Raw genomic sequence first — 19,596 nt, forward strand, 5'->3', positions numbered from 1 at the left:
CTCACAGGCGCGGTGGGTCAAGCCTTGTACTCACTGAAAAGGGCTCTTTGATCACCACGTCATAAAGCCCCTCCGCCGTCACCGGGTTCATCACGATGTTCCAGCTGTGCCGGGAGACAGTGTAGGGGAAGATGATGAAGGGGGGCTGGTCCAGCAGGGTATCGTCATGGCCCTGCTGGCCCTGGCTGGGGGAGGCGGTGTAACAGCCAGTTTGGGTTGGTCGGGTGTCTGCGATGTCAATGGCCAACCGAGTGCCACTCGACTAAGCTAAGTTGGTTGAACTAGATCGGAGGTGTGCCATGGAATCCGTCAACATCCATGAGGCCAAGACGCGGCTCTCGCAGCTGATCGCTCGCGCCCAGCAGGGCGAGAGTTTCATCATCGCCAAGGCTGGCAAGCCCATGGTGCGCGTCACACCCATCGACAGCCCGGCGCCCGAGCAGCAGCAGCAGAAGCGGCTGGGCTTCCTGGCTGGCGAGTTCCATGTGCCAGATGACTTCGACCGCATGGCTGAGCAGGGCATTGATTGAGTCTCATGACAACGGCGATGAGATGACTTCAATTTGCTGCTTCGTCATCTCACTTCTTGCTGTCGCTCAGGTCGGTATAGGGGAATGGCATCAACGCGATCTGGCCGGCCAGTTTCAATTCCAGCGCTCCGTAAGATCGTCCTCGGAATAGAGCTCGGGTTCGTCTTCCAGCCCCCGCATGGCTTGTTCGATGCTCATGGCCTGGAAGTGATGCTCTGACCAGTCGGGTTGATCCTTCGTGGCCTCCTTGCCATAGCGCTGCTCCAGGAACGTCACGAAATCCAGTACCTCCTGCTGGCGATGGGCCGGGAGTCGTCGGACCTTGGCGATAAGTTCTTCAAGCTGCATGGTAACTGGCCTCTCGGCGATGGGCGGCATGGATTCATTCTAGCAGGTGACAGGTAGCTTCTGTTTTGCTTCGACGTAGGTCGCCAGGCCGTCGACGAAGGGCAGGAAGCTGGTAGGCTGTCTGTTCGGACAGAACGGCTCAAGGAGGAGATATGATCCCCGGCCTGCTAGCCAGCGAAGTCGCCGCGGCGCTGCGCGAATTCATCGTTACCGGCTATGAAACCGAAACGGCGCCGTTCAAGGGCGAGTTCCGCCGTCTGGTTGAGGAGCAGCAGGAGGGGGAGGCCTTCCTCAAGGGCCCCTATGTCTCGGTGGGGCTGCCGTTCCTGACCGGCGGCGCTGGACGGGACTTCTTCCCCGGGTTCGAGACCGAGCATCCGCCCTATGCCCACCAGGAGCAGGCGTGGCGGCGGCTGGTCTCCAGCGGGGCAGCGGCCAACGCACTGGTGGCCACCGGCACCGGCTCGGGCAAGACGGAGTGTTTCCTCTATCCGGTGCTGGACCACTGCCAGCGGGCGGCGGGGCCGGGCATCAAAGCGATCGTGATCTACCCCATGAATGCCCTGGCCACGGACCAGGCCAAGCGCTTCGCCGAGGTGATTCACGGCCAGCCGGCGCTCAAGGGGTTACGCGTCGGCCTCTTCGTGGGTGGCGATGCCCGGGGCTCCCAGACCATGGGGCCGCAGCAGGTGATTACCGACAAGGAGGCGCTGCGCCAGAACCCGCCGGACGTGCTGCTCACCAACTACAAGATGCTCGATTACCTGCTGATGCGCCCCAAGGACCAGCCGCTGTGGGCCCACAACGGTCCGGAGACCCTGCGCTACCTGGTGGTGGACGAGCTGCACACCTTCGATGGCGCCCAGGGCACCGATCTCTCGCTGCTGATCCGTCGCCTGCGCGCCCGCTTCGAGATGACGCCTGAGCAGCTGATCTGTGTGGGCACCTCCGCGACCCTGGGCGGCGATGAGAGCGTCGAGGGGCTGCTGCACTACGCCTCGGATATCTTCTCCAGCCCCTTCGGTCGCGAGGCGGTGATCAGCGAGCAGCGCCAGGGCGACTCACATTTTCTCGATAACATCGCCTTTCTCTCGCCCAACCCCGAGGTCGGCCCGGAGGCGCTTCGAGACGCCCTGCGCGAGGGACTCTCGACGTACCTGCACAAGGCCTACGAGCTCTACTTCAGCAAGGCGCCGGAGGGCGACCTGATGGCGAAGGCCGGCCGTATCGCCCTGGGCCGGGAGCTAAAGCAGCACGGCCAGCTGGCCAACCTGCTGCGCCAGATCAAGCTGAGCCCCGGCACGCCCACCTTCCGTGACCTGGCCGAGCGCCTGGCGGGGCAGATCCCTGGCCGCTTCCAGCGCCAGCCGGAGTTCGCCCTGATCGCGCTGCTCTCGCTGATGGCCCACGCCCGCGATGCGGTGGGTCGCCCCTTCGTGCAGCTGCGCCTGCAGCTCTGGTCCCGGGAGCTGCGCCGCATCGTGGGTACCCTGCGCGAGCCTGGGGCGCCCGTCGCCACTATGGAGATGCCGGAAGAGAATGCCGCCGCCAGCCGTCTGCCGCCGCTGCTCTCCTTCGGTGACGACAAGCCGCCCCGGGACCAGCGCCAGGTGCGCCTGCCCCTGGTGCAGTGCCGCGAGTGCCACGGCACCGCCTGGCTGACCCGCATGGAGATGAGCCACCCCACCGACCAGGTGGTGGAGACGGAGCTTCAGGCCATCTATTCCGCCTTCTTCGGCCAGCAGCCGGAAACCGCGCTGCTGCTGCCCTGGCAGCGGGGCGAGGCGCAGTCGCCGGCGGGCATGCGGCTGGAGCACTTCAAGGTGTGCCGGGAGTGCGGCACCACCGCGCCGGTGGAGAGCACGGCCGAGTGCCGGGGGTGCCAGGCCGGTGCCGACGCCCTGGTGCGGGTCAGCAAGCCCCAGCAGCTCAGGGAGGTGAAGCGGGGCAGCATCAACAAGGTGATCCACGAGCACGACTGCCCCTGGTGTTCGGCGCGCTCCGCCCTGGTGGTGTTCGGTGCCCGGGCGGCAAGCCTCAGCGCGGTGGCCATCCATCGGCTCTTCAGCAGTCGCGACAACGACGACCGTAAGCTGCTCACCTTCAGCGACTCGGTGCAGGATGCCACCCATCGTGCCGGTTTCTTCGCCGCCCGCACCTGGCAGAACAACGTGCGCATGGCGCTGACCCAGCTGATGGAGGGCAGCCACGAACCGATTCCGCTGCTCGAGCTGCCGGCGCGCTTCGAGGCCTGGTGGCTGGCCACTTCCGAGGGTCAGAGAGAGGGTGGCGGGCAGGGGCGCCTGGCACTGTCGGCCTACCTGCGTGAATTCATGCCGCCGGACAAGCGCTACCGGGGCGACTTCGAGTTCTTCGAGCAGTCCGGCGAGGTGAAGGAGCCGGCACCGTTGCTCAGGCTGATCCGCGAGCGGATGCTGTGGCAGGCCCTGGAGGATCTGGGCTGGCGCTCACAGGTGGGGCGCTCGCTCAATCGCCTGGGGATCGCGGCGCTCGCCTGGCCCCTGGAACCGGTGCGCCAGGCCGCCTCCGCCTGGGCGCAGACGGTGGACAACACCCTGGGCTATCGCATCGAGCCCCGGCCGGCCGAAGGCTTCATGCTGGGGGTGATGCAGCATCTGATTGGCCAGGGGGCGCTGGGGCTTGAGGACTTGGCCGGCTATCGCCAGAAGTTCGGCAAGGCCTACCTGCTGAGCTTTCTGAGCTACGCGCCGCCTATCGGCCCGGGGTCGCCGCGGCCCCGCTACCCGGCCACCGCCAAGGGGGAGGGCTACGAGGTGCTCTGCCAGGCCAGTGCCGCACAATCCTGGTACGAGCGCTGGCTGGCCTGCCTGAACCCGGAGACCCTGGTGGATCGCAAGCAGCTGGAGCAGGTGCTGGCGGCGGCGCTCTCGGCGTTGCGCGACAGTGGCCTGCTGAACGAGGAGGCCAACGAGCGCGGCGTGCGGCTGTGGTCCCTGCGGCCGGAGGCGCTGAGCATCACCACGGCGGTACAGGGAGTGGAGTGCCCGGGCTACCGCCCCATGCACGTACCGGCATCCCACGCCGAGGCCTGGCTGGGGCTGCCCCTGCTCAGCGCCGCCCGCCCGGAGCTGGCCTACGAGACCCCGGTGCCGGTGCGGGACTCCCTCTACGCCGGGCTCTACCGCGACGGCGAGATCCATCGGGTGATCGCCCACGAGCACACCGGGCTGCTGGCCGCCAGCGAGCGTATTCGCGTGGAGGACAGCTTTATCCATGGCAAGAAGCCCTGGGAGTACAACCTGCTCTCGGCCACTCCGACCCTGGAGATGGGCATCGACATCGGCGACCTCTCCAGCGTGCTGCTCTGCTCTGTGCCGCCGGCCCAGGCCAACTACCTGCAGCGGGTGGGCCGGGGCGGGCGCCGTGACGGCAACGCCTTCGTGCTCACCGTGGCCAACGGCCGCCCCCACGATCTGGTCTTCTACGCCGACCCGGGGCGCATGCTGGATACCCCGGTGGAGCCGCCGGCGGTGTTCCTCAAGGCGCGCCATGTGCTGCGCCGCCAGCTGCTGGCCTACGCCATGGACTGCTGGACCCGCAGCGCCCGGGGTGACAACCAGATTCCCCAGACCATGCAGCCGGTGCTGGATGCGGTGGAGAAGGCTCAGGAGGAGCGCTTTCCCTATACGCTGCTGGCCTTCATGAAGCAGAACATGCAGGAGATCTGGGACGGCTTTGCCGGCCACGTTGCCACCGAGCTCGGCGGCGACGACCTGGAGCTGCTGCGCCAATACCTGTTCGGCGGACCCCAGCACGTTGATGACCGCCTGGAACTCTACCTGCTGGGCCGGCTCAAGCTGGTGGCCGACGAGCGCAGCCGCATGGCCACCACCATCAAGGAACTGGACCGCCAGTTGGAGAAGCTGCGCCAGCGGCCCCAGGATGAGCATACCCAGGCGGAGATCGCCGAGCTGGAGCGGGAGGTGGCGGGCTACCGCAGCCTGCGTATCCGGCTCAACAAGCGCGAGACGCTCAACTTCTTCACCGACGAGGGGCTCTTGCCCAACTACGCCTTCCCGGAGGAGGGGGCGACCCTGCACTCGGTGATCTTCCGCACCGAGAAGCCGGGCGGGGAGGGGGCCGAGGCGGGCGATATCAAGCGCGAACTGGTCAAGCGGGAGTACGAGTACCAGCGCCCGGCCCAGGCGGCACTCACCGAGCTGGCGCCGGAGGCGGTCTTCTACGCTGGCAACCGCAAGGTGAGGGTCTCCCGGGTGGAGACCGCCAAGGGGCGCAACATCCAGCAGTGGCGCTTCTGTCCGCGTTGCCACTACTCGGCGCCGGCCGATGACCCCACCGCCGGCTTCAACGACCGCACCTGCCCGCGTTGCCACACCAACCGCTGGGGCGACGAGAGCGCGCGCACCAGCATGCTCAAGATGACCCAGGTCTACGCCTTCACCAATGCCCGGGACGCCCAGTTGGATGACCGCTCCGACGACCGCGAGCCGGTCTTCTTCAACAAACAGATGCTGATCGACTTCGACCCTTCGGACATCACCATCACCTGGGTGCTGGACGACAAGGAGCGCCCCTTCGGCTTCGAGTTCATCCGCAGCGCCCGCTTCCTGGAGGTGAACTTCGGCCGCCGGGAGGGGGAGGAGATGGCCTTCGAGGTGGCCGGTGAGGAGCTCCAGCGCGCCGGCTTCCCGATCTGCCGGGAGTGCGGCTCGGTGCAGACCCGGGCGGCCGCCGCCGGCAAGCAGGAGCCCGCCCACCTGAAGTCCTGCCGTTATGCCAAGGGGCCGAAGACGCTGCCCAATGGGAAACAGGACAATGGCATCGAGAACTGCCTCTATCTCTACCGACGGTTCGCCTCCGAGGCGCTGCGCATCCTGCTGCCCAGGCTCTCCAGCGGCGGCACCGAGGAGCAGGTGAACTCCTTCGTGGCGGCGCTGCAGCTGGGCCTGAAGCGGCGCTTCGGCGGCAAGGTGGACCACCTGCGGGTGGCCTACCAGAGCGAGCCCATAGGCGAGACCGACGAGCGACGTCACTTCATCGTGCTCTACGATTCGGTGCCTGGCGGTACCGGCTACCTGCATGAGCTGCTCAGCCGGGCGGAGCACATGCAGGAGGTGTTCCGACTGGCCTATGCGGTGATGCAGGCCTGCGACTGCTACGCCAACAGCTCTCCCGACTCACAACCGATGGACGGCTGCTACCGCTGCCTGCTGGAGTACCGCAACGCCTACGGCATGGAGAGCACCAGCAAGGCGCTGGCCCTGGAGATGCTCAAGGAGATCGTGGAGGGGGGGCACGAGTGGGTGCAGGACGAGCAAGGGCTGAGCGCGCTCTCTGGCAACCCCTGGATCGACAGCGAGCTGGAGGCGCGCTTCCCCGAGTCGCTGGCGCGCTTCTCCGGCCATGAGTGCGTGGGCCAGCAGCGGGTTCGGGTCTCCCAGGATGTGATTCGCGGCAAGCACGGCTATCGGTTGACCATCGGCGAGCTGGCCTACGAGATGGAACCCCAGGTGGACCTGGGGCTGGCCCAGGGGGTGCAGTTCGCCAGCCGTCCGGACTTCGTGCTGTGGCCGGTACGCAGTGGCCTGGCCCCTGTGGCGATCTTCCTGGACGGCTACCGATTCCATGCCGACAAGGCCAGCGACGACCTGCTCAAGCGCCAGGCGCTGAATCACGCGGGCTACGTGGTGTGGAGCCTCAACTGGTACGACGTCAACCAGGTGATGGGCGACAAGGCCATGGATGTGCCGCTGCCGGCGGGCATGACCTCGCCGGAGCAGCACCATGCGGCCATCGCCGGGTTGGCGAAGGTCGGCGGAGTGGCCAACCCGGCCCAGCACCTCGGCCGGGCGACCTTCGAGCTGCTGATGGGCTTTTTGGCGGAACAGCAGCCCGAGACGCTGGCCCGGCATGCGCTGCTCTTCGTGCTGCAGTGCCTGCCGGCCAAGGCCCTGGCCGACCCGGCCCTGAAGCAGCAGGTGATCGACTCGCTCCACGGCCTGCCCGCGGCCTTCACCGACCGCACCCCGCAGCCGGTGGTATTGGCTGGTGCCGTGGAGCTCAACGACGATCAGGGCGCGGCGGCCATCGTGCTGCGGCTGCTGGCGGGGGAGGAGCTGCTCAAGCGCTTCGACCTCGACAGCGCCATGGTGTCGGTCTCCTATGAGCTGCGCGGTGGCGGCGAGGAGGGCGCCCGCTATCCGTGGCAGCGCTTCTGGGCGGCGGTGAACCTGCTGCAGTTCCTGCCGCTGATGTATGCCTGGACCCCGGAATCTCGTAACAGCGGTATCGCCGCCGGGCTGCTCTGGCCCGAGCGCCGCCCCGCAGCTGACGAGCAGCCGGCAGTGTCACCGGAGCCTGCCTGGTACGCTTACCTCGATGCGTCGCTGGCCGAGGCGTTGAGAGGGCGGCAGGTCGATTGGCCGGAGGCACCCCAGGTGGGTGAGGACGTGGTCGACGAAGCTGAGGAGGTCATTGGTCTCGCAGAGCTCCTCTTCGAAGCGTCGCGCATCGCCTTCCTGCTGGAGGATGACGAAGAGCAGCTGGCGGCCCGGCCACACCTGGAATCGCGCGGCTGGCGCGTATTGACCGATGTGGAGGAGCTGGTGGCGGTGATCAATGGAATGGACTCGGTGAACGAGTCACAACAAGGAGCCTGATATGGTCAGTGTGGCGTTCTCGGAAAAGTACTTCGACAGCCTGCTCAAGCTAACCCCCAACGAGCAGAGCCAGGCCAACAAGGCGGTGATGCTCTTCCAGCAGGACCCGCAGCACGGCGGCCTGCACTACGAGAAGCTGACCGCCTACAAGGACGGCAAGCTGCGCTCGATCCGCGCCAACCAGGATGTGCGTATCATCCTCGCCGCCGCCGAGAAGGAAGACCTCTACCTGATGCTCTACGTGGACCACCACGAGGCGGCCTACGCCTGGGCCGCCAAGCGCAAGGTGGAGATCAACCCCAATACCGGCAGCCTGCAGGTGTTCACGGTGGAGGAGCGCCGAGAGGAGGCCGCTCCCGCCCAGCCGGCCGCGCCGACGCTGCCGGGGCTCTTCGATGCCATTCGCGATCGCCAGCTGCTTCAGCTGGGCGTGCCCGAGGAGGCGCTGCCCCTGGTGCGCCGCATGACCATCGAGGCGGACCTGGAAAGCGCCCACCACAGCGAGCAGATCCCCGCCGACGCCTACGAGGGGCTCTTCATGTTGATGGCGGGGGCCAGCTTCGAGGAGGCCTATGCCGAGGTGGTGCCCGCCGCCCCCGAGGCGGTGGATACCGAGGACTACGCGACCGCCCTGGCGCGGCCGGAGTCCCAGGCGCGGTTTACCGTGGCTGACAACGAGCAGGCGCTGCAGGAGGTGCTCAACCAGTCTATCGAGAAGTGGCGGGTCTTCCTGCATCCGGCCCAGCGGCGCCTGGCCGAAGGGAAGAAGAACGGGCCGGTGCGCGTGTTGGGCGGCGCCGGTACCGGCAAGACGGTGGTGGCCATGCACCGGGCCAAATGGCTGGCCGAGAATGTCGCCAACAGCGCCCAGCCCGGTGAGCCTCAGGGCAAGGTGCTCTTTACCACCTTTACCCGCAACCTGGCGGCGGATATCCGCCAGAACCTCAACAAGATCTGCTCCCGGCAAGCGCTGGAGCGCATCGAGGTGCTCAACCTGGACGCCTGGGTGGTCAGCTTCCTCAAGAAGCAGGGCTACGACTACGGCCTGCTGCTCGACGCCCAGCAGCACAAGCGCCTCTGGGAGGAGGCCTATGCGGAGAAGCCGGCCACCAGCGACCTGGGGCTCGCCTTCTTCCAGGAGGAGTGGGCGAGGGTGATCCAGCCCCAGTCGATCCAGAGCCTGGACGGCTACAAGCGCGCCTCACGCATCGGCCGCGGCACGCGCCTTAACCGCCAGCAGCGCCTCGAGATCTGGCCGGTGTTCGAGCGCTTCCGCCACCTGCTGGCCAGCAACCACCTGAAGGAGACCGACGACGTCTACCGCGACGCTCGGGAGCTGCTGGAGGCCAACCCGGAGCTGCGCCCGGCTCTCTGCTCGGTGATCGTGGACGAGGCCCAGGACATGGGCTCCCAGGCCTTCATGCTGCTGCGCGCCCTGGTGCCGCCGGGGCCCAACGACCTGTTTATCGTCGGCGACGGCCACCAGCGCATCTACGGCAAGAACAAGGTGGTGCTGGGGCAGTGCGGCATCGATATCCGCGGCCGCAGCGCACGCCTCAAGGTGAACTACCGCACCACCGACGAGACCCGCAAGCTGGCGGTGAGCATCCTGGAAGGGGTGGAGGTGGATGACCTCGACGGCGGCCAGGACTCCCAGCAGTTCTACCACTCCCTGATGCACGGGCCCGCCCCGGAGGTGCGCGCCTTCGATTCCATGGAAGAACAGGCGGAAGCCATCCTGGCTGCCATCCGCGACCACGGCCTGGCCCCCGAGGCCTGCTGTGTGATCGCCCGTACTCACCGGGAGCTGGGGGAGCTGAAGGCCGCCCTGGAGAGCCGCGGGCAGCCCTGCCACCAGCTCGATGGCCGCAGCGCCGCCACGCCTGACGGCGAGCTCAACCTGGCCACCATGCACCGGGTGAAGGGCCTGGAGTTCGATGCTGTCTTCGTCGCCTCGGCGAACCGTGGCCTGGTGCCGCTGGCGCCGGTGGTCAACTCTGCCGCGGACGCCGTGACCCGCCGCCAGCGCGAGAACGAGGAGCGTGCTCTGCTCTACGTCAGCCTTACCCGCGCCCGCAAGCTGGCGTTCGTCTTCGGCTACGGGCAGATGAGCGAGTGGTTTTGAGCCGGGTAGTTCAATCATGCCCCGAGTCTAAGTGCACGGGGTGATCCAAGTGATGAGTGGACAGCCACGGATGCAGAGTCCGTGATCTAGGGAAAGGTAGGGCACTGGGCGTCGCTGGTTGTGGCTCCCGCATGGAACCCACTGGAGCCACAACGAAAAACCGCCACCCGGCATGACCCGTAAGTGGCGGTTTCTCTTGATGTTTCTGGTCGGAGCGACAGGATTCGAACCTGCGACCTTTGCAACCCCATTGCAACGCGCTACCAAGCTGCGCCACGCTCCGACTCTGTTTCTCGGTTCTTGGCCGTTCGGCCTGTACCCCGAGAACGAGGCGTATACTAGCGCTTTCCTCGGCAAATGAAAAGCCCCTTTTGCACTTTCTATTCAATCGCTTGGGCCAGTGTGACTGGGGCGAGGGGTGGGGATGCTTTATCATGGGCGGTTCTCGGGCCTGCGGTCCGAGGATTCCATGGTGTCAGGGAGGTGGGCATGTACGGACAGGCGGAGCGTGGTTGGCTCAAGGGAATGAATCCCCGGATCACCCTGGTGGCACTGGTGGTGGTGGCGGTGTCGCTGGTGTACGGCGCCTTCTTTACCGAGCGGCTGGGCCGTGGTCTGGCCATGGCTCGCCTGGTGCTGGACCCCTTCCTCGAGTGGTACTACGTGCTGCTAGTGGCCTTCCTGCTGCTGTTTATGGTGTGGCTGGGGGTGGGGCGCTACAAGAACGTGCGCCTCGGCGGTGACTTCGAGCAGCCGGAGTTCACCTTCTTCTCCTGGGTGTCGATGCTGTTTGCCGCCGGCACCGGGGTCGGCCTGTTGTTCTGGGCGGTGGCCCAGCCAATCCTGCAGTTTCAGTCCAACCCCTTCATCGGCGAGAGCATGACGCCGGATGCGGCCCGGGTGGCGATGCGGCTCACCTATTTCCACTGGGGGCTGAACGGCTGGGCGATCTTCTCCTTCGTGGCGCTGGTGCTGGCCTACTTCGCCTATCGCTGGAAGATGCCGTTGACCATCCGTTCGGCGCTGCAGCCGTTCCTGGGCAAGCGCGTGGAGGGTGTCCTGGGCGACGCGGTGGACGTGCTGGCGGTGTTCGGCACGGTGTTCGGCATCGCCACCACCCTGGGCCTCGGGGTGCAGCAGATGAACGCCGGGCTGGGGGCGCTGTTCGGCATTCCCAGCAGTTCCTGGCTGCAGCTTACCGTCATGGCGGTGATCATGTGCGTGGCCACCGTCTCGGTGGTATCCGGCGTGAAACGCGGCGTGCGCCTGCTCTCGGAGCTGAACTTCTGGCTCAGCATCGCGGTGGTGGTGTTCCTGCTGCTGGCCGGGCCGACCCAGTATCTGATCGCCATCACCATCGAATCCACTGGCGACTACATCCAGAACCTGATGGGCATGACGTTCCACACCAATGCGACCCGTGACGACAGCTGGCAGGCGGAATGGACGGTGTTCTTCTGGGGCTGGTGGCTGGCCTGGTCGCCCTTCGTCGGCATGTTCATCGCCAGGGTGTCCAGGGGGCGCACCTTCCGTGAGTTCGTGATGGGGGTGCTGCTGGTCCCCACGGTGATCACGGTGGTGTGGATCGGCCTGTTCGGGGGCACGGCGCTCTACCACGAACTGTTTGGTGGCGGAGGCATCATCGCGGCGGTGGATCGCGAGGTCGCCACGGCGCTGTTCGCCACCATCGATGCCATGCGCCTGGGCATGGCGGGCGAACTGGTATCACTGGCCCTGGTGGTGCTGATCGCCACCTACCTGATCACCTCGGCCAACGCCGGCACCCTGGTGATCAATACCATTCTCTCCGGCGGCGACCCCGAGCCGCCGACCCTGCACCGTATCCTGTGGGGGGTGCTGCTCGGCGTGCTGACCTCGGTGCTGCTGCTGGCGGGGGGCCTGGAGACCCTCCAGGCGGCGGTGATCATGGCGGCGCTGCCCTTCTCGGTGGTGATCATGCTGATGATCGGCGGCCTGCTCAAGGCGCTGCACCGCGAGCGCTATGCGGCGCGTACCGGTGACCGCGCGGAAGCCCCGCGCGAGCCCTGGGTCGACCTGGAGGATGCCGGTGTCGAACCGGTACCGGTGTCCGGTGACGAGGCACACAAGCCGCACTGACTGGGTGACACTGTCCTTGATGACGAGGGGTGATGTCGCCTTTCTGCAAGGAGGAGCAACGTAATGCCGTTGATCATGGGAATGAGTGTGCTGCTTACCTGCCAGTTCCTGGGCGAGGTGATCGCCAGGGGACTGACGCTGCCGATTCCGGGGCCGGTCATCGGCATGGTAATCCTGCTGATCGGGTTGATGGTGCGGGGCAAGGTGCCCAGGAGCCTGCGGCTCACCGGCGAGGGACTGCTTTGCTACCTGACGCTGCTGTTCGTGCCGGCGGGCGTGGGGTTGATGGTCCACTTCGCCCTGATCGGACGCGACCTGTGGCCGATCCTCGTCACCCTGGTGGTATCCACGGCGCTCACCCTGGCCACCACCGCCTGGGCACTGGATCGCCTCAACCGGCGGCGGGGAGGGCAGGGGCGATGAACCTGGCGAGCCTTGACCAGTTGTGGGTCTACCTCTCGGGCAACCCGCTGCTGTGGCTGCTGGGCACCCTGGTGGTGTTCGCCCTGGCGGTTCGCATCAACAAGGCGCTGGGGGGCACGCCCCTGGTGCATCCGGTGACGCTCTCCATCGCCATGCTGATCGGGCTGCTGCTGCTGGCGGACATGGACTACGCCACCTACTTCGAGGGGGCGCAGTTCATCCACTTCCTGCTGGGGCCGGCCACCGTAGCGCTGGCGATTCCCCTCTACGACCATCGGGAGCGGATCCGGCGCCTGCTGGTACCGTTGCTGCTGGCCTGCCTGGTCGGCATAGCGGTGGCGGTGACCAGCACCGTGGGGCTGTCGCTGGCGCTGGGGGCACGCCTCGAGACGGTGCTCTCCCTGGCGCCGCGCTCGGTGACCTCGCCCATCGCCATGGGCATCGCCGAGCAGATCGGCGGCATTCCGTCGCTCGCGGCGGGGCTGGTGCTGCTCACGGGCTCCATCGGCTGTGCCCTCTCGCCCTGGGTGTTCCGGCTGCTGAGGATCGAGGACCCGGCGGTCAAGGGCTTCGCGCTGGGTCTCTCGGCCCATGGCTTCGGTACCGCCCAGGCGTTCGCCCGTATCGGCGCGGTGGCGGGGGCCTTCTCGGGCCTCGCCATGGGGCTGACCGGCCTGCTGACGGCCTTCCTGCTGCCACTGATCACCCGCCTGCTGGGGCTGGGGGCCTGAAACGACGACGCCCCCGTGGGGGCGTCGTCGCTGGGTCGCTGTCTTCTCGCTCGGGTCGTCAGATCTCTTCCCAGAGCCGCTTGCGGAAGTCATGGGTGAGCTGGGTGGCCTGTTCCAACCGCTTCATCTGGGCGTCTCCTACCTCCTTGACCAGCTTCTCGTAGCATGCCTGCACCTCCTCGGGGGTGGTGGGCTGCTCGCCACCGAAGCACCGGGCCATGCGCTCGCCGCTCTCGGCGATCGCCCTGACGAACTGGGCCTCGAACTGCAGCGCCTCGGCGAGGCTCTCCATCCAGGCGAGCTGGGCCTTGGCCATGGGGTTGGCGCCCTTCATCCACTGCTGTTGCCACCAGTCGAACATCGGGTTGGTGAATACATTCTGGGCCATGATGACCTCCCGTTGAACGTCGTTTGGGCCGGTGTCGCCTCGGGCCGGGATGTGTGTCTAGAGTATAGGAGAGCCGTCCGTGATGGGCCCGGGTCGGTCATGGGTTGTTTGATTCACGTCACGGGAGAATGACGATGTGGAGTGTGGTCAAGTCGGTGCTGGCGGCCTTCTTCGGGGTACAGAAGGAGGTGCGACGGCGGGAGGACTTCGAGCAGGGACGCCCCCTGGTGTTCATCGTGGTGGGCATCCTGATGGCGTTGGTACTGGTGGTGGTGGTGGCCCTGGTGGCCATGGCCGTGGCCCGTTGAAACTGGCGTTGGCTGTGGCGGCGGCTGCGACAGTCGGTCGCGGACAGGCCGTCTACACTCTTTCATGAGAGGTCGCTGAACTTTTCCGACAAGCATCGCGTGGTTGCCGCCTGGCCGCGACGCGTGTGACGACAACAACAAGCAAGGAGGAGGCGCCGATGCGCACGTTCATCGTGTGGATGGTAGGTTGCCTGGTCGTCCCCCTGATGACGACGCTGGCCATGGCCAACGGCTGGAACATGCCGGTGGGCGTGACCGACGTGAGTCGCGAGGTCCACTCGCTGCACATGACCATCTTCTGGATCTGCGTGGTCATCGGTGTGGTGGTGTTCGGGGTGATGTTCTACTCCCTGTTCCGCTTCCGCCACTCCAAGGGGGCCAAGCCTGCCCATTTCCACGAGAACACCCTGGTGGAGGTGCTGTGGACGGCGGTGCCCCTGCTGATCCTGGTGGGCATGGCGGTGCCGGCCACCGCCACCCTCAAGAAGATGTACGACCCCTCCGACGCCGACCTCGACGTGATGATCACCGGCCAGCAGTGGCGCTGGCGCTACGAGTACCTGGGCGAGGATGTCGCCTTCACCTCCAACCTGGGCACCTCCCGCGAGGCGATCAGCGGCGCCGAGGAGCGCGGCGAGCACTACCTGCTGGAGGTCGACGAGCCGCTGGTACTGCCCGTCGGTCGCAAGGTGCGCTTCCTGCTGACCTCGGATGACGTCATCCACTCCTGGTGGGTGCCGGACCTCGCCGTCAAGCAGGACACCATCCCGGGGTTCGTCAACGAGAACTGGGCGCGCATCAACGAGCCGGGCATCTACCGCGGCCAGTGCGCCGAGCTGTGCGGCATGGATCACGGCTTCATGCCCATCGTGGTGCAGGCCATGGAGGGCGAGGCGTTCGACGCCTGGCTGGCCGAGCGCAAGGAGGCGGCGGCCCAGGAGGCCCAGGGCGTCGATCGCGAGTGGTCCATGGAGGAGCTGATGGCACGCGGGAAGCAGAGCTACGACGCCGTCTGTGCCTCCTGTCACCAGCCCGACGGCAGCGGCAACCCGCCGGCCTTCCCGGCGCTGGCCGGCAACCAGGCGCTGATGGATGACCGCGAGCGGCACATCGACGTCGTGGTCAACGGCGTGTCGGGCGCGGCCATGCCGGCCTTCCGCAGCACCCTGAACCCGGTGGAGATCGCCGCCGTGATCACCTACGAACGCAACGCCTGGGGCAACGACACCGGTGACCTGGTGCAGCCGGCGGAGATCGCCGAGCGGCTGGCCGACTAGGCCGGCCCTCGGGGCTTCCCCCGTCCCCAGCGACGACACAAGAACCGCGAAGATCAGGGAGATTGACCATGGCGCCGAAGTTGCCCTTGCATCACCCCGTCGAGCAGAGCTCCACCGCCAGTGCCGGCGGCCAGGCGAGTGCCCACGCCGCGCCGCCCCGCGGGCTGATGCGCTGGCTGCTCACCACCAATCACAAGGAGATCGGCAGCCTCTACCTGATCTTCTCGCTGACGATGTTCTTCATCGGCGGGATCTTCGCCCTGGTGGTGCGCGCCGAGCTGTTCCAGCCCGGGCTGCAGCTGGTGGTGCCGGAGTTCTTCAACCAGATGACCACCATGCACGGGCTGATCATGGTGTTCGGGGCGATCATGCCGGCCTTCGTGGGGCTGGCCAACTGGATGGTGCCGCTGCAGATCGGGGCGCCGGACATGGCCCTGCCGCGGCTCAACAACTTCAGCTTCTGGCTGCTGCCGGTGGCCTTCACCCTGCTGCTCAGCACCCTGCTGATGCCGGGAGGCGGGCCCAACTTCGGCTGGACCTTCTACGCGCCGCTCTCCACCACCTATGCGCCGCCGTCCACCACCTTCTTCATCCTCTCGCTGCACATCGCCGGTATCAGCTCGATCCTCGGCGCCATCAACATCATCGCCACCATCCTCAACCTGCGCGCCCCCGGCATGCGTCTGATGGACATGCCGCTGTTCTGCTGGACCTGGCTGATCACCGCTTTCCTGCTGATCGCGGTGATGCCGGTGCTGGCCGGGGCGGTCACCATGATGCTGATGGACATCAACTTCGGCACCAGCTTCTTCAACGCCGCCGGCGGCGGTGATCCGGTGCTGTTCCAGCACCTGTTCTGGTTCTTCGGGCACCCCGAGGTCTACATCATGATCCTGCCGGCCTTCGGCATCGTCTCGGCGATCATCCCGGCCTTCTCGCGCAAGCGCCTGTTCGGCTACGCCTCCATGGTCTATGCCACGGCAGCCATCGCCATCCTGTCGTTCCTGGTCTGGGCCCACCACATGTTCACCGTGGGGCTGCCGCTGGCCGCCGAGCTGTTCTTCATGTACACCACCATGCTGATCGCGGTGCCCACCGGGGTGAAGGTGTTCAACTGGATCGCCACCATGTTCCGTGGCTCGATCAGCTTCGAGCCGCCGATGCTGTTCGCGCTGGCCTTCGTGGTGCAGTTCACCATCGGTGGCTTCTCGGGGCTGATGCTGGCGATCTCGCCGGCCGACTTCCAGTACCACGACACCTACTTCGTGGTGGCGCACTTCCACTACGTGCTGGTGCCCGGCGCGCTCTTCGCGATCCTCGCCGCCGCCTACTACTGGCTGCCCAAGTGGACCGGCCACTACCCCAACGTGAAGCTGGCCCAGTGGCACTTCTGGCTCTCCGTGATCGGCGTCAACCTGACCTTCTTCCCCATGCACTTCTCGGGGCTGGCGGGGATGCCGCGCCGCATCCCCGACTACGCGCTGCAGTTCGCCGACTTCAACGTCGCCTCGAGCCTCGGCGCCTTCCTGTTCGGCGCCTCGCAGCTGCTCTTCGTGCTGCTGATCATCAAGTGCGTGCGCGGCGGCGAGAAGGCCCCGGCCAAGGCCTGGGAGGGCGCCGAGGACCTGGAGTGGAGCGTGCCGAGCCCGGCGCCGCTGCACACCTTCGAGCATCCGCCCACCTTCCGCCGCGAGGGCGAGTGAGGCCAGCGCCAGGAGGAGACCGCCATGTCCGATGTCCGGGAGCCCGCCAGCCGTCAGGGGGTGCGTCGCACCGTCGCCAAGACGCTGTTCGCCCTGGCCGGGATGTTCCTCTTCGCCTTCGCCCTGGTGCCCCTCTACGACGTCTTCTGCGAGGTGACCGGGCTCAACGGCAAGACCAGTGGCTCGGCCCAGGCCCTGGTGCACGAGGAGGTCGACGCCTCGCGCATGGTCACGGTGCAGTTCGTGACTCGGGGTAGTGCGGGTCTGCCGTGGAATCTGGAGGTCGAGACGCGCCAGATACGCGTCCACCCGGGGCAGAGCGCCGAGGTCGGCTTCGCCTTCCACAACACCGGGGACAGCGCCATCTGGGGGCGGGCGGTGCCCAGCGTGTCGCCGGCGCGCGCCAACCCGCACCTGCGCAAGCTGACCTGCTTCTGTTTTCAGGAGCAGCGCCTCGAGGCGGGTGAGAGGATGTCTGCGCCGCTGGTGTTCCAGCTGACCCGGGACCTGCCCGAGGACGTCAATACCGTAACCCTGGTCTACACCCTGTATCCGGTCACCCGTGACGAGGCGCCGCTTCAGGCGCGGGCGACTGCCGGCAAAGGAGATGAGGCATGAGTGGTGGCAGCTACTACGTCCCCGCAACCAGCAAGTGGCCGATACTGGGCTCGCTGGCGCTGGGGGCCATGATGATCGGCACCGGCATGGTGCTGGTGCACGGCAGCGGCAGCGCGCTGATGGGGCTCGGGATCCTGGCAGTGCTGGCGGTGATGGGCTTTTGGTTCCGCGACGTGGTGAAGGAGTCCCGAAGCGGCCTCTACGACGCCCAGATGGACCGCTCCTTCCGCCAGGGCATGGCCTGGTTCATCTTCTCGGAGGTGATGTTCTTCGCGGCCTTCTTCGGCGCGCTCTTCTACGTGCGTACCTTCGCGCTGCCATGGCTCGACGGCGAGGGGGCCAAGGGCGTGGCGGCGCTGCTGTGGCCGGAGTTCACCGCCAGCTGGCCGCTGCTGGAGCCGCCGGGCGACGTCGCCGGGCCGCGCGACACCTTCAGCCCCTGGCAGCTGCCGCTGGTCAACACCCTGATCCTGGTGGGCTCGAGCATCACCCTCACCGTGGCCCACGAGGGGCTCAAGGAGGGGATGCGCGACACCACCCGCAACTGGCTGCTGGTCACGGTGCTGCTGGGCTTCACCTTCATCGTCATCCAGGGGGTGGAGTACTACGAGGCTTACCACCACTACGGGATCACCCTGCAGGCGGGGATCTACGGGGCGACCTTCTTCCTGCTCACCGGCTTCCACGGTGCCCACGTGATCATCGGGGCCACCATCCTTACGGTGATGCTGATCCGTATCCTGCGCGGCCACTTCGCCCCCGAGCACCACTTCGGCTTCGAGGCGGCGGCCTGGTACTGGCACTTCGTGGATGTGGTGTGGATCGGGCTCTTCCTGTTCGTCTATGTCTTCTGAGACCGGGGCTTCAGAGAAAAACAATCAGGCCAGGTTGCCGGCATAGAAGCCGTAGAGGAGCAGGGCGAGCAGGGTGGCCGCCAGTGCCACCCGCAGCTTGAGGGAGACGAGCAGGCGCCGCGAGGCGCCGCCGTCGCGCAGCAGGAAGCCGGCGCCGGCGGCGAGGCTCGTCAGCATGGCCAGGAACACTACAGCGATCAGGGTCTTGAGCAGCATGGCAACCACCTTGGGTATCACGACGTCTCAGCATGCCCGCCGCGGCCGGTGGCGGCAACGCCTGTGGTATGCGCTGTGGTCGCTGCTGGTGGTGCTGGGCCTGGCGCTTGGCCTGTGGCAGTGGGAGCGCGCCGCCGAGAAGCGTGCCTACCTGGCGCGCCTGGCCGACGCCCCGACCCTGACGGCCCCCCGCGAGGCGCCGCCCGAGGGCAGCCGGCTGACCCTCTCCGGCGAGTACCTGGCGGCGCACACCCTGTTCCTGGACAACCGCACCCATGACGGCCGCCTCGGGGTGGCCCCGCTGACCCCGCTGCGGGGCGACGACGGCCGGCTGTGGCTGGTCCAGCGTGGCTTCCTGGAGACCGGCACCAGCCGCGCCGACCCCGTCGTCGATACCCCGCAGGGGCGGGTGACCCTGCGCGGTCGCTGGCAGGTGGCCGGCGAGGGGCCGCCGCTGTTCGGACCCAATCGCGAGGGCGCGCGGCTGCAGCGCATCGCGCTGGAGGCCTGGCCGCTCGACTTCGCCCATGCCGGCTGGCTGCACCTGGAGGAAGGGCCCGGGGCGCTGCCTGCCTGGTGGACCCCCAACGTGCTGCCGCCTAGCCGTCATGTCGGCTATGCCATCCAGTGGTGGGGGCTCGCCCTGGCGGCCCTGGCGATGATGATCCTGGGTGGGCGCCACCTGGGTCATGACCACTCAGGTGACACCCGGAAGGAGGATCCTCGATGAGCGCTGCATCCCCCGTGTCCCGAGGGCGCCTGAAGCTGGCGGCCCTGCTGCTGTTCCTCTCGCTGCCGGTGCTGGTGGCCACCGGGATGGCGCTTACCCGGGTGGGGATCCCCGAGGGGCGCACCGCGCACGGCGAGCTGGGGCCCGGGGTGCCGAGCCTGGCGCAGTGGCCGCTGGAGGCCCCGGTCGACGAGGCGCTGGCCGGCGACTGGGTACTGGCCTTCGCCTGCCGCGAGCGTTGCGCCGAGCGTGGCGATCTCTGGTGGCGGCTGCACCGGGCCCTGGGGCGCGAGGCGCCCCGGGTCAGCCGGCTGCGGGTCGGGGGCAGCCAGGCAGCCCTGCCCGGCGAGGTGGTGGCGCAATGGCGCGAGCGGCCTGACTGGGCCGAGGGGGAGAGCCTGTGGCTGCTCGATCCCCGGGGGTTGCCGGTGTTGGGCTATGCGGCGGACGTCGACCCCTATGCGGTGAAGGATGACCTGGGAAGACTGCTGCGCATGAATCCGGAGGCGCCCTGGCAGGGCGGCCAGGAGCTGGCCGGGCGCTGAGGCCCGCGGGAGGGAGTGAC

The 19,596-nt window shown here is 67.2% G+C and carries 17 protein-coding genes and 1 tRNA gene; 13 read left to right on the forward strand and 5 right to left on the reverse strand.

Annotated features, from left to right (window positions below):
* Nucleotide 1: 1 nt before the first annotated feature.
* Nucleotides 2-247: a hypothetical protein gene (locus Q673_RS31850; RefSeq protein ID WP_023006813.1), complete on the reverse strand. Its 246-nt coding sequence runs from the start codon at nt 245-247 to the stop codon at nt 2-4.
* Nucleotides 248-299: 52 nt separating this feature from the next.
* Between Q673_RS31850 and Q673_RS31855 the strand changes: the two genes are divergently transcribed.
* Nucleotides 300-530: a type II toxin-antitoxin system Phd/YefM family antitoxin gene (locus tag Q673_RS31855; RefSeq protein ID WP_023006814.1), complete on the forward strand. Its 231-nt coding sequence runs from the start codon at nt 300-302 to the stop codon at nt 528-530.
* Between the two features lie 114 nt (nt 531-644).
* On the opposite strand, the gene Q673_RS31860 is transcribed toward Q673_RS31855, so the two are convergent.
* Nucleotides 645-908 carry a DUF2281 domain-containing protein gene (locus tag Q673_RS31860; protein WP_023006815.1) on the reverse strand — a complete coding sequence of 88 codons (264 nt, stop codon included), beginning with the start codon at nt 906-908 and terminating at the stop codon, nt 645-647.
* Nucleotides 909-1,030: 122 nt separating this feature from the next.
* On the opposite strand from Q673_RS31860, the gene Q673_RS31865 reads away from it, so the two are divergent.
* Together Q673_RS31865 and Q673_RS31870 are read left to right on the forward strand one after the other, a co-directional pair.
* Nucleotides 1,031-7,540 (forward strand): DEAD/DEAH box helicase, encoded by a 6,510-nt coding sequence (locus Q673_RS31865; RefSeq protein WP_023006816.1) that lies wholly within the window; start codon nt 1,031-1,033, stop codon nt 7,538-7,540.
* 1 nt (nt 7,541) lies between these two features.
* Nucleotides 7,542-9,665: a UvrD-helicase domain-containing protein gene (locus tag Q673_RS31870; RefSeq protein WP_023006817.1), complete on the forward strand. Its 2,124-nt coding sequence runs from the start codon at nt 7,542-7,544 to the stop codon at nt 9,663-9,665.
* Between the two features lie 206 nt (nt 9,666-9,871).
* Here the strand turns inward: Q673_RS31870 and Q673_RS31875 are convergent.
* Nucleotides 9,872-9,948, reverse strand: a tRNA-Pro gene (locus Q673_RS31875).
* Between the two features lie 206 nt (nt 9,949-10,154).
* On the opposite strand from Q673_RS31875, the gene Q673_RS31880 reads away from it, so the two are divergent.
* The 3 genes from Q673_RS31880 (at nt 10,155) to Q673_RS31890 (ending at nt 12,937) form a co-directional block, all read left to right on the forward strand.
* The gene (locus Q673_RS31880; protein WP_023006818.1) at nt 10,155-11,783 is read left to right on the forward strand and encodes a BCCT family transporter; all 1,629 of its coding nucleotides are present in this window, start codon (nt 10,155-10,157) and stop codon (nt 11,781-11,783) included.
* A gap of 63 nt (nt 11,784-11,846) precedes the next feature.
* Entirely contained in the window at nt 11,847-12,206 is a 360-nt protein-coding gene (locus Q673_RS31885) for a CidA/LrgA family protein (protein WP_023006819.1), read from the forward strand.
* A complete protein-coding gene (locus tag Q673_RS31890; RefSeq protein ID WP_023006820.1) occupies nt 12,203-12,937 on the forward strand; it encodes an LrgB family protein in 735 nt (244 codons plus the stop codon). The genes Q673_RS31885 and Q673_RS31890 overlap by 4 nt, the downstream gene beginning before the upstream one ends.
* Before the next feature lie 58 nt (nt 12,938-12,995).
* Here Q673_RS31890 and Q673_RS31895 read toward each other — a convergent pair whose 3' ends face one another.
* The gene (locus tag Q673_RS31895) at nt 12,996-13,325 is read right to left on the reverse strand and encodes a hypothetical protein (RefSeq protein ID WP_023006821.1); all 330 of its coding nucleotides are present in this window, start codon (nt 13,323-13,325) and stop codon (nt 12,996-12,998) included.
* A gap of 134 nt (nt 13,326-13,459) precedes the next feature.
* Between Q673_RS31895 and Q673_RS36135 the strand changes: the two genes are divergently transcribed.
* From Q673_RS36135 to Q673_RS31915, 5 genes are all read left to right on the forward strand, one after another.
* Nucleotides 13,460-13,633, forward strand: a complete 174-nt coding sequence (locus tag Q673_RS36135) for a DUF2970 domain-containing protein (RefSeq protein WP_023006822.1) — start codon at nt 13,460-13,462, stop codon at nt 13,631-13,633.
* 158 nt (nt 13,634-13,791) lie between these two features.
* The gene (coxB, locus tag Q673_RS31900; protein ID WP_023006823.1) at nt 13,792-14,910 is read left to right on the forward strand and encodes a cytochrome c oxidase subunit II; all 1,119 of its coding nucleotides are present in this window, start codon (nt 13,792-13,794) and stop codon (nt 14,908-14,910) included.
* A gap of 68 nt (nt 14,911-14,978) precedes the next feature.
* The gene (gene ctaD, locus Q673_RS31905) at nt 14,979-16,613 is read left to right on the forward strand and encodes a cytochrome c oxidase subunit I (protein WP_023006824.1); all 1,635 of its coding nucleotides are present in this window, start codon (nt 14,979-14,981) and stop codon (nt 16,611-16,613) included.
* Nucleotides 16,614-16,637: 24 nt separating this feature from the next.
* Entirely contained in the window at nt 16,638-17,231 is a 594-nt protein-coding gene (locus Q673_RS31910; protein ID WP_023006825.1) for a cytochrome c oxidase assembly protein, read from the forward strand.
* Complete coding sequence (locus Q673_RS31915; RefSeq protein ID WP_023006826.1) at nt 17,228-18,085, forward strand: cytochrome c oxidase subunit 3; 858 nt, start codon at nt 17,228-17,230, stop codon at nt 18,083-18,085. Before Q673_RS31910 ends, Q673_RS31915 begins: the two co-directional genes overlap by 4 nt.
* Before the next feature lie 24 nt (nt 18,086-18,109).
* Here the strand turns inward: Q673_RS31915 and Q673_RS31920 are convergent, their stop codons facing one another.
* Nucleotides 18,110-18,301 (reverse strand): DUF2909 family protein, encoded by a 192-nt coding sequence (locus Q673_RS31920; protein WP_023006827.1) that lies wholly within the window; start codon nt 18,299-18,301, stop codon nt 18,110-18,112.
* Between Q673_RS31920 and Q673_RS31925 the strand changes: the two genes are divergently transcribed.
* A complete protein-coding gene (locus Q673_RS31925) occupies nt 18,300-19,031 on the forward strand; it encodes an SURF1 family protein (RefSeq protein WP_023006828.1) in 732 nt (243 codons plus the stop codon). The genes Q673_RS31920 and Q673_RS31925 overlap by 2 nt on opposite strands.
* Nucleotides 19,028-19,576: a hypothetical protein gene (locus Q673_RS31930; RefSeq protein WP_023006829.1), complete on the forward strand. Its 549-nt coding sequence runs from the start codon at nt 19,028-19,030 to the stop codon at nt 19,574-19,576. Before Q673_RS31925 ends, Q673_RS31930 begins: the two co-directional genes overlap by 4 nt.
* Nucleotides 19,577-19,596: the final 20 nt, after the last annotated feature.

This window comes from Halomonas sp. PBN3, from assembly GCF_000475415.1.
Lineage (GTDB): Bacteria > Pseudomonadota > Gammaproteobacteria > Pseudomonadales > Halomonadaceae > Halomonas > Halomonas shengliensis.

Coding starts and splice junctions, on each gene's coding strand:
- Q673_RS31855 (WP_023006814.1), top strand. CDS start 300: ATGGAATCCGTCAACATCCATGAGGCCAAGACGCGGCTCTCGCAGCTG.
- Q673_RS31860 (WP_023006815.1), bottom strand. CDS start 908: ATGCCGCCCATCGCCGAGAGGCCAGTTACCATGCAGCTTGAAGAACTT.
- Q673_RS31865 (WP_023006816.1), top strand. CDS start 1,031: ATGATCCCCGGCCTGCTAGCCAGCGAAGTCGCCGCGGCGCTGCGCGAA.
- Q673_RS31870 (WP_023006817.1), top strand. CDS start 7,542: ATGGTCAGTGTGGCGTTCTCGGAAAAGTACTTCGACAGCCTGCTCAAG.
- Q673_RS31880 (WP_023006818.1), top strand. CDS start 10,155: ATGTACGGACAGGCGGAGCGTGGTTGGCTCAAGGGAATGAATCCCCGG.
- Q673_RS31885 (WP_023006819.1), top strand. CDS start 11,847: ATGCCGTTGATCATGGGAATGAGTGTGCTGCTTACCTGCCAGTTCCTG.
- Q673_RS31890 (WP_023006820.1), top strand. CDS start 12,203: ATGAACCTGGCGAGCCTTGACCAGTTGTGGGTCTACCTCTCGGGCAAC.
- Q673_RS31895 (WP_023006821.1), bottom strand. CDS start 13,325: ATGGCCCAGAATGTATTCACCAACCCGATGTTCGACTGGTGGCAACAG.
- Q673_RS36135 (WP_023006822.1), top strand. CDS start 13,460: ATGTGGAGTGTGGTCAAGTCGGTGCTGGCGGCCTTCTTCGGGGTACAG.
- coxB (WP_023006823.1), top strand. CDS start 13,792: ATGCGCACGTTCATCGTGTGGATGGTAGGTTGCCTGGTCGTCCCCCTG.
- ctaD (WP_023006824.1), top strand. CDS start 14,979: ATGGCGCCGAAGTTGCCCTTGCATCACCCCGTCGAGCAGAGCTCCACC.
- Q673_RS31910 (WP_023006825.1), top strand. CDS start 16,638: ATGTCCGATGTCCGGGAGCCCGCCAGCCGTCAGGGGGTGCGTCGCACC.
- Q673_RS31915 (WP_023006826.1), top strand. CDS start 17,228: ATGAGTGGTGGCAGCTACTACGTCCCCGCAACCAGCAAGTGGCCGATA.
- Q673_RS31925 (WP_023006828.1), top strand. CDS start 18,300: ATGGCAACCACCTTGGGTATCACGACGTCTCAGCATGCCCGCCGCGGC.
- Q673_RS31920 (WP_023006827.1), bottom strand. CDS start 18,301: ATGCTGCTCAAGACCCTGATCGCTGTAGTGTTCCTGGCCATGCTGACG.
- Q673_RS31930 (WP_023006829.1), top strand. CDS start 19,028: ATGAGCGCTGCATCCCCCGTGTCCCGAGGGCGCCTGAAGCTGGCGGCC.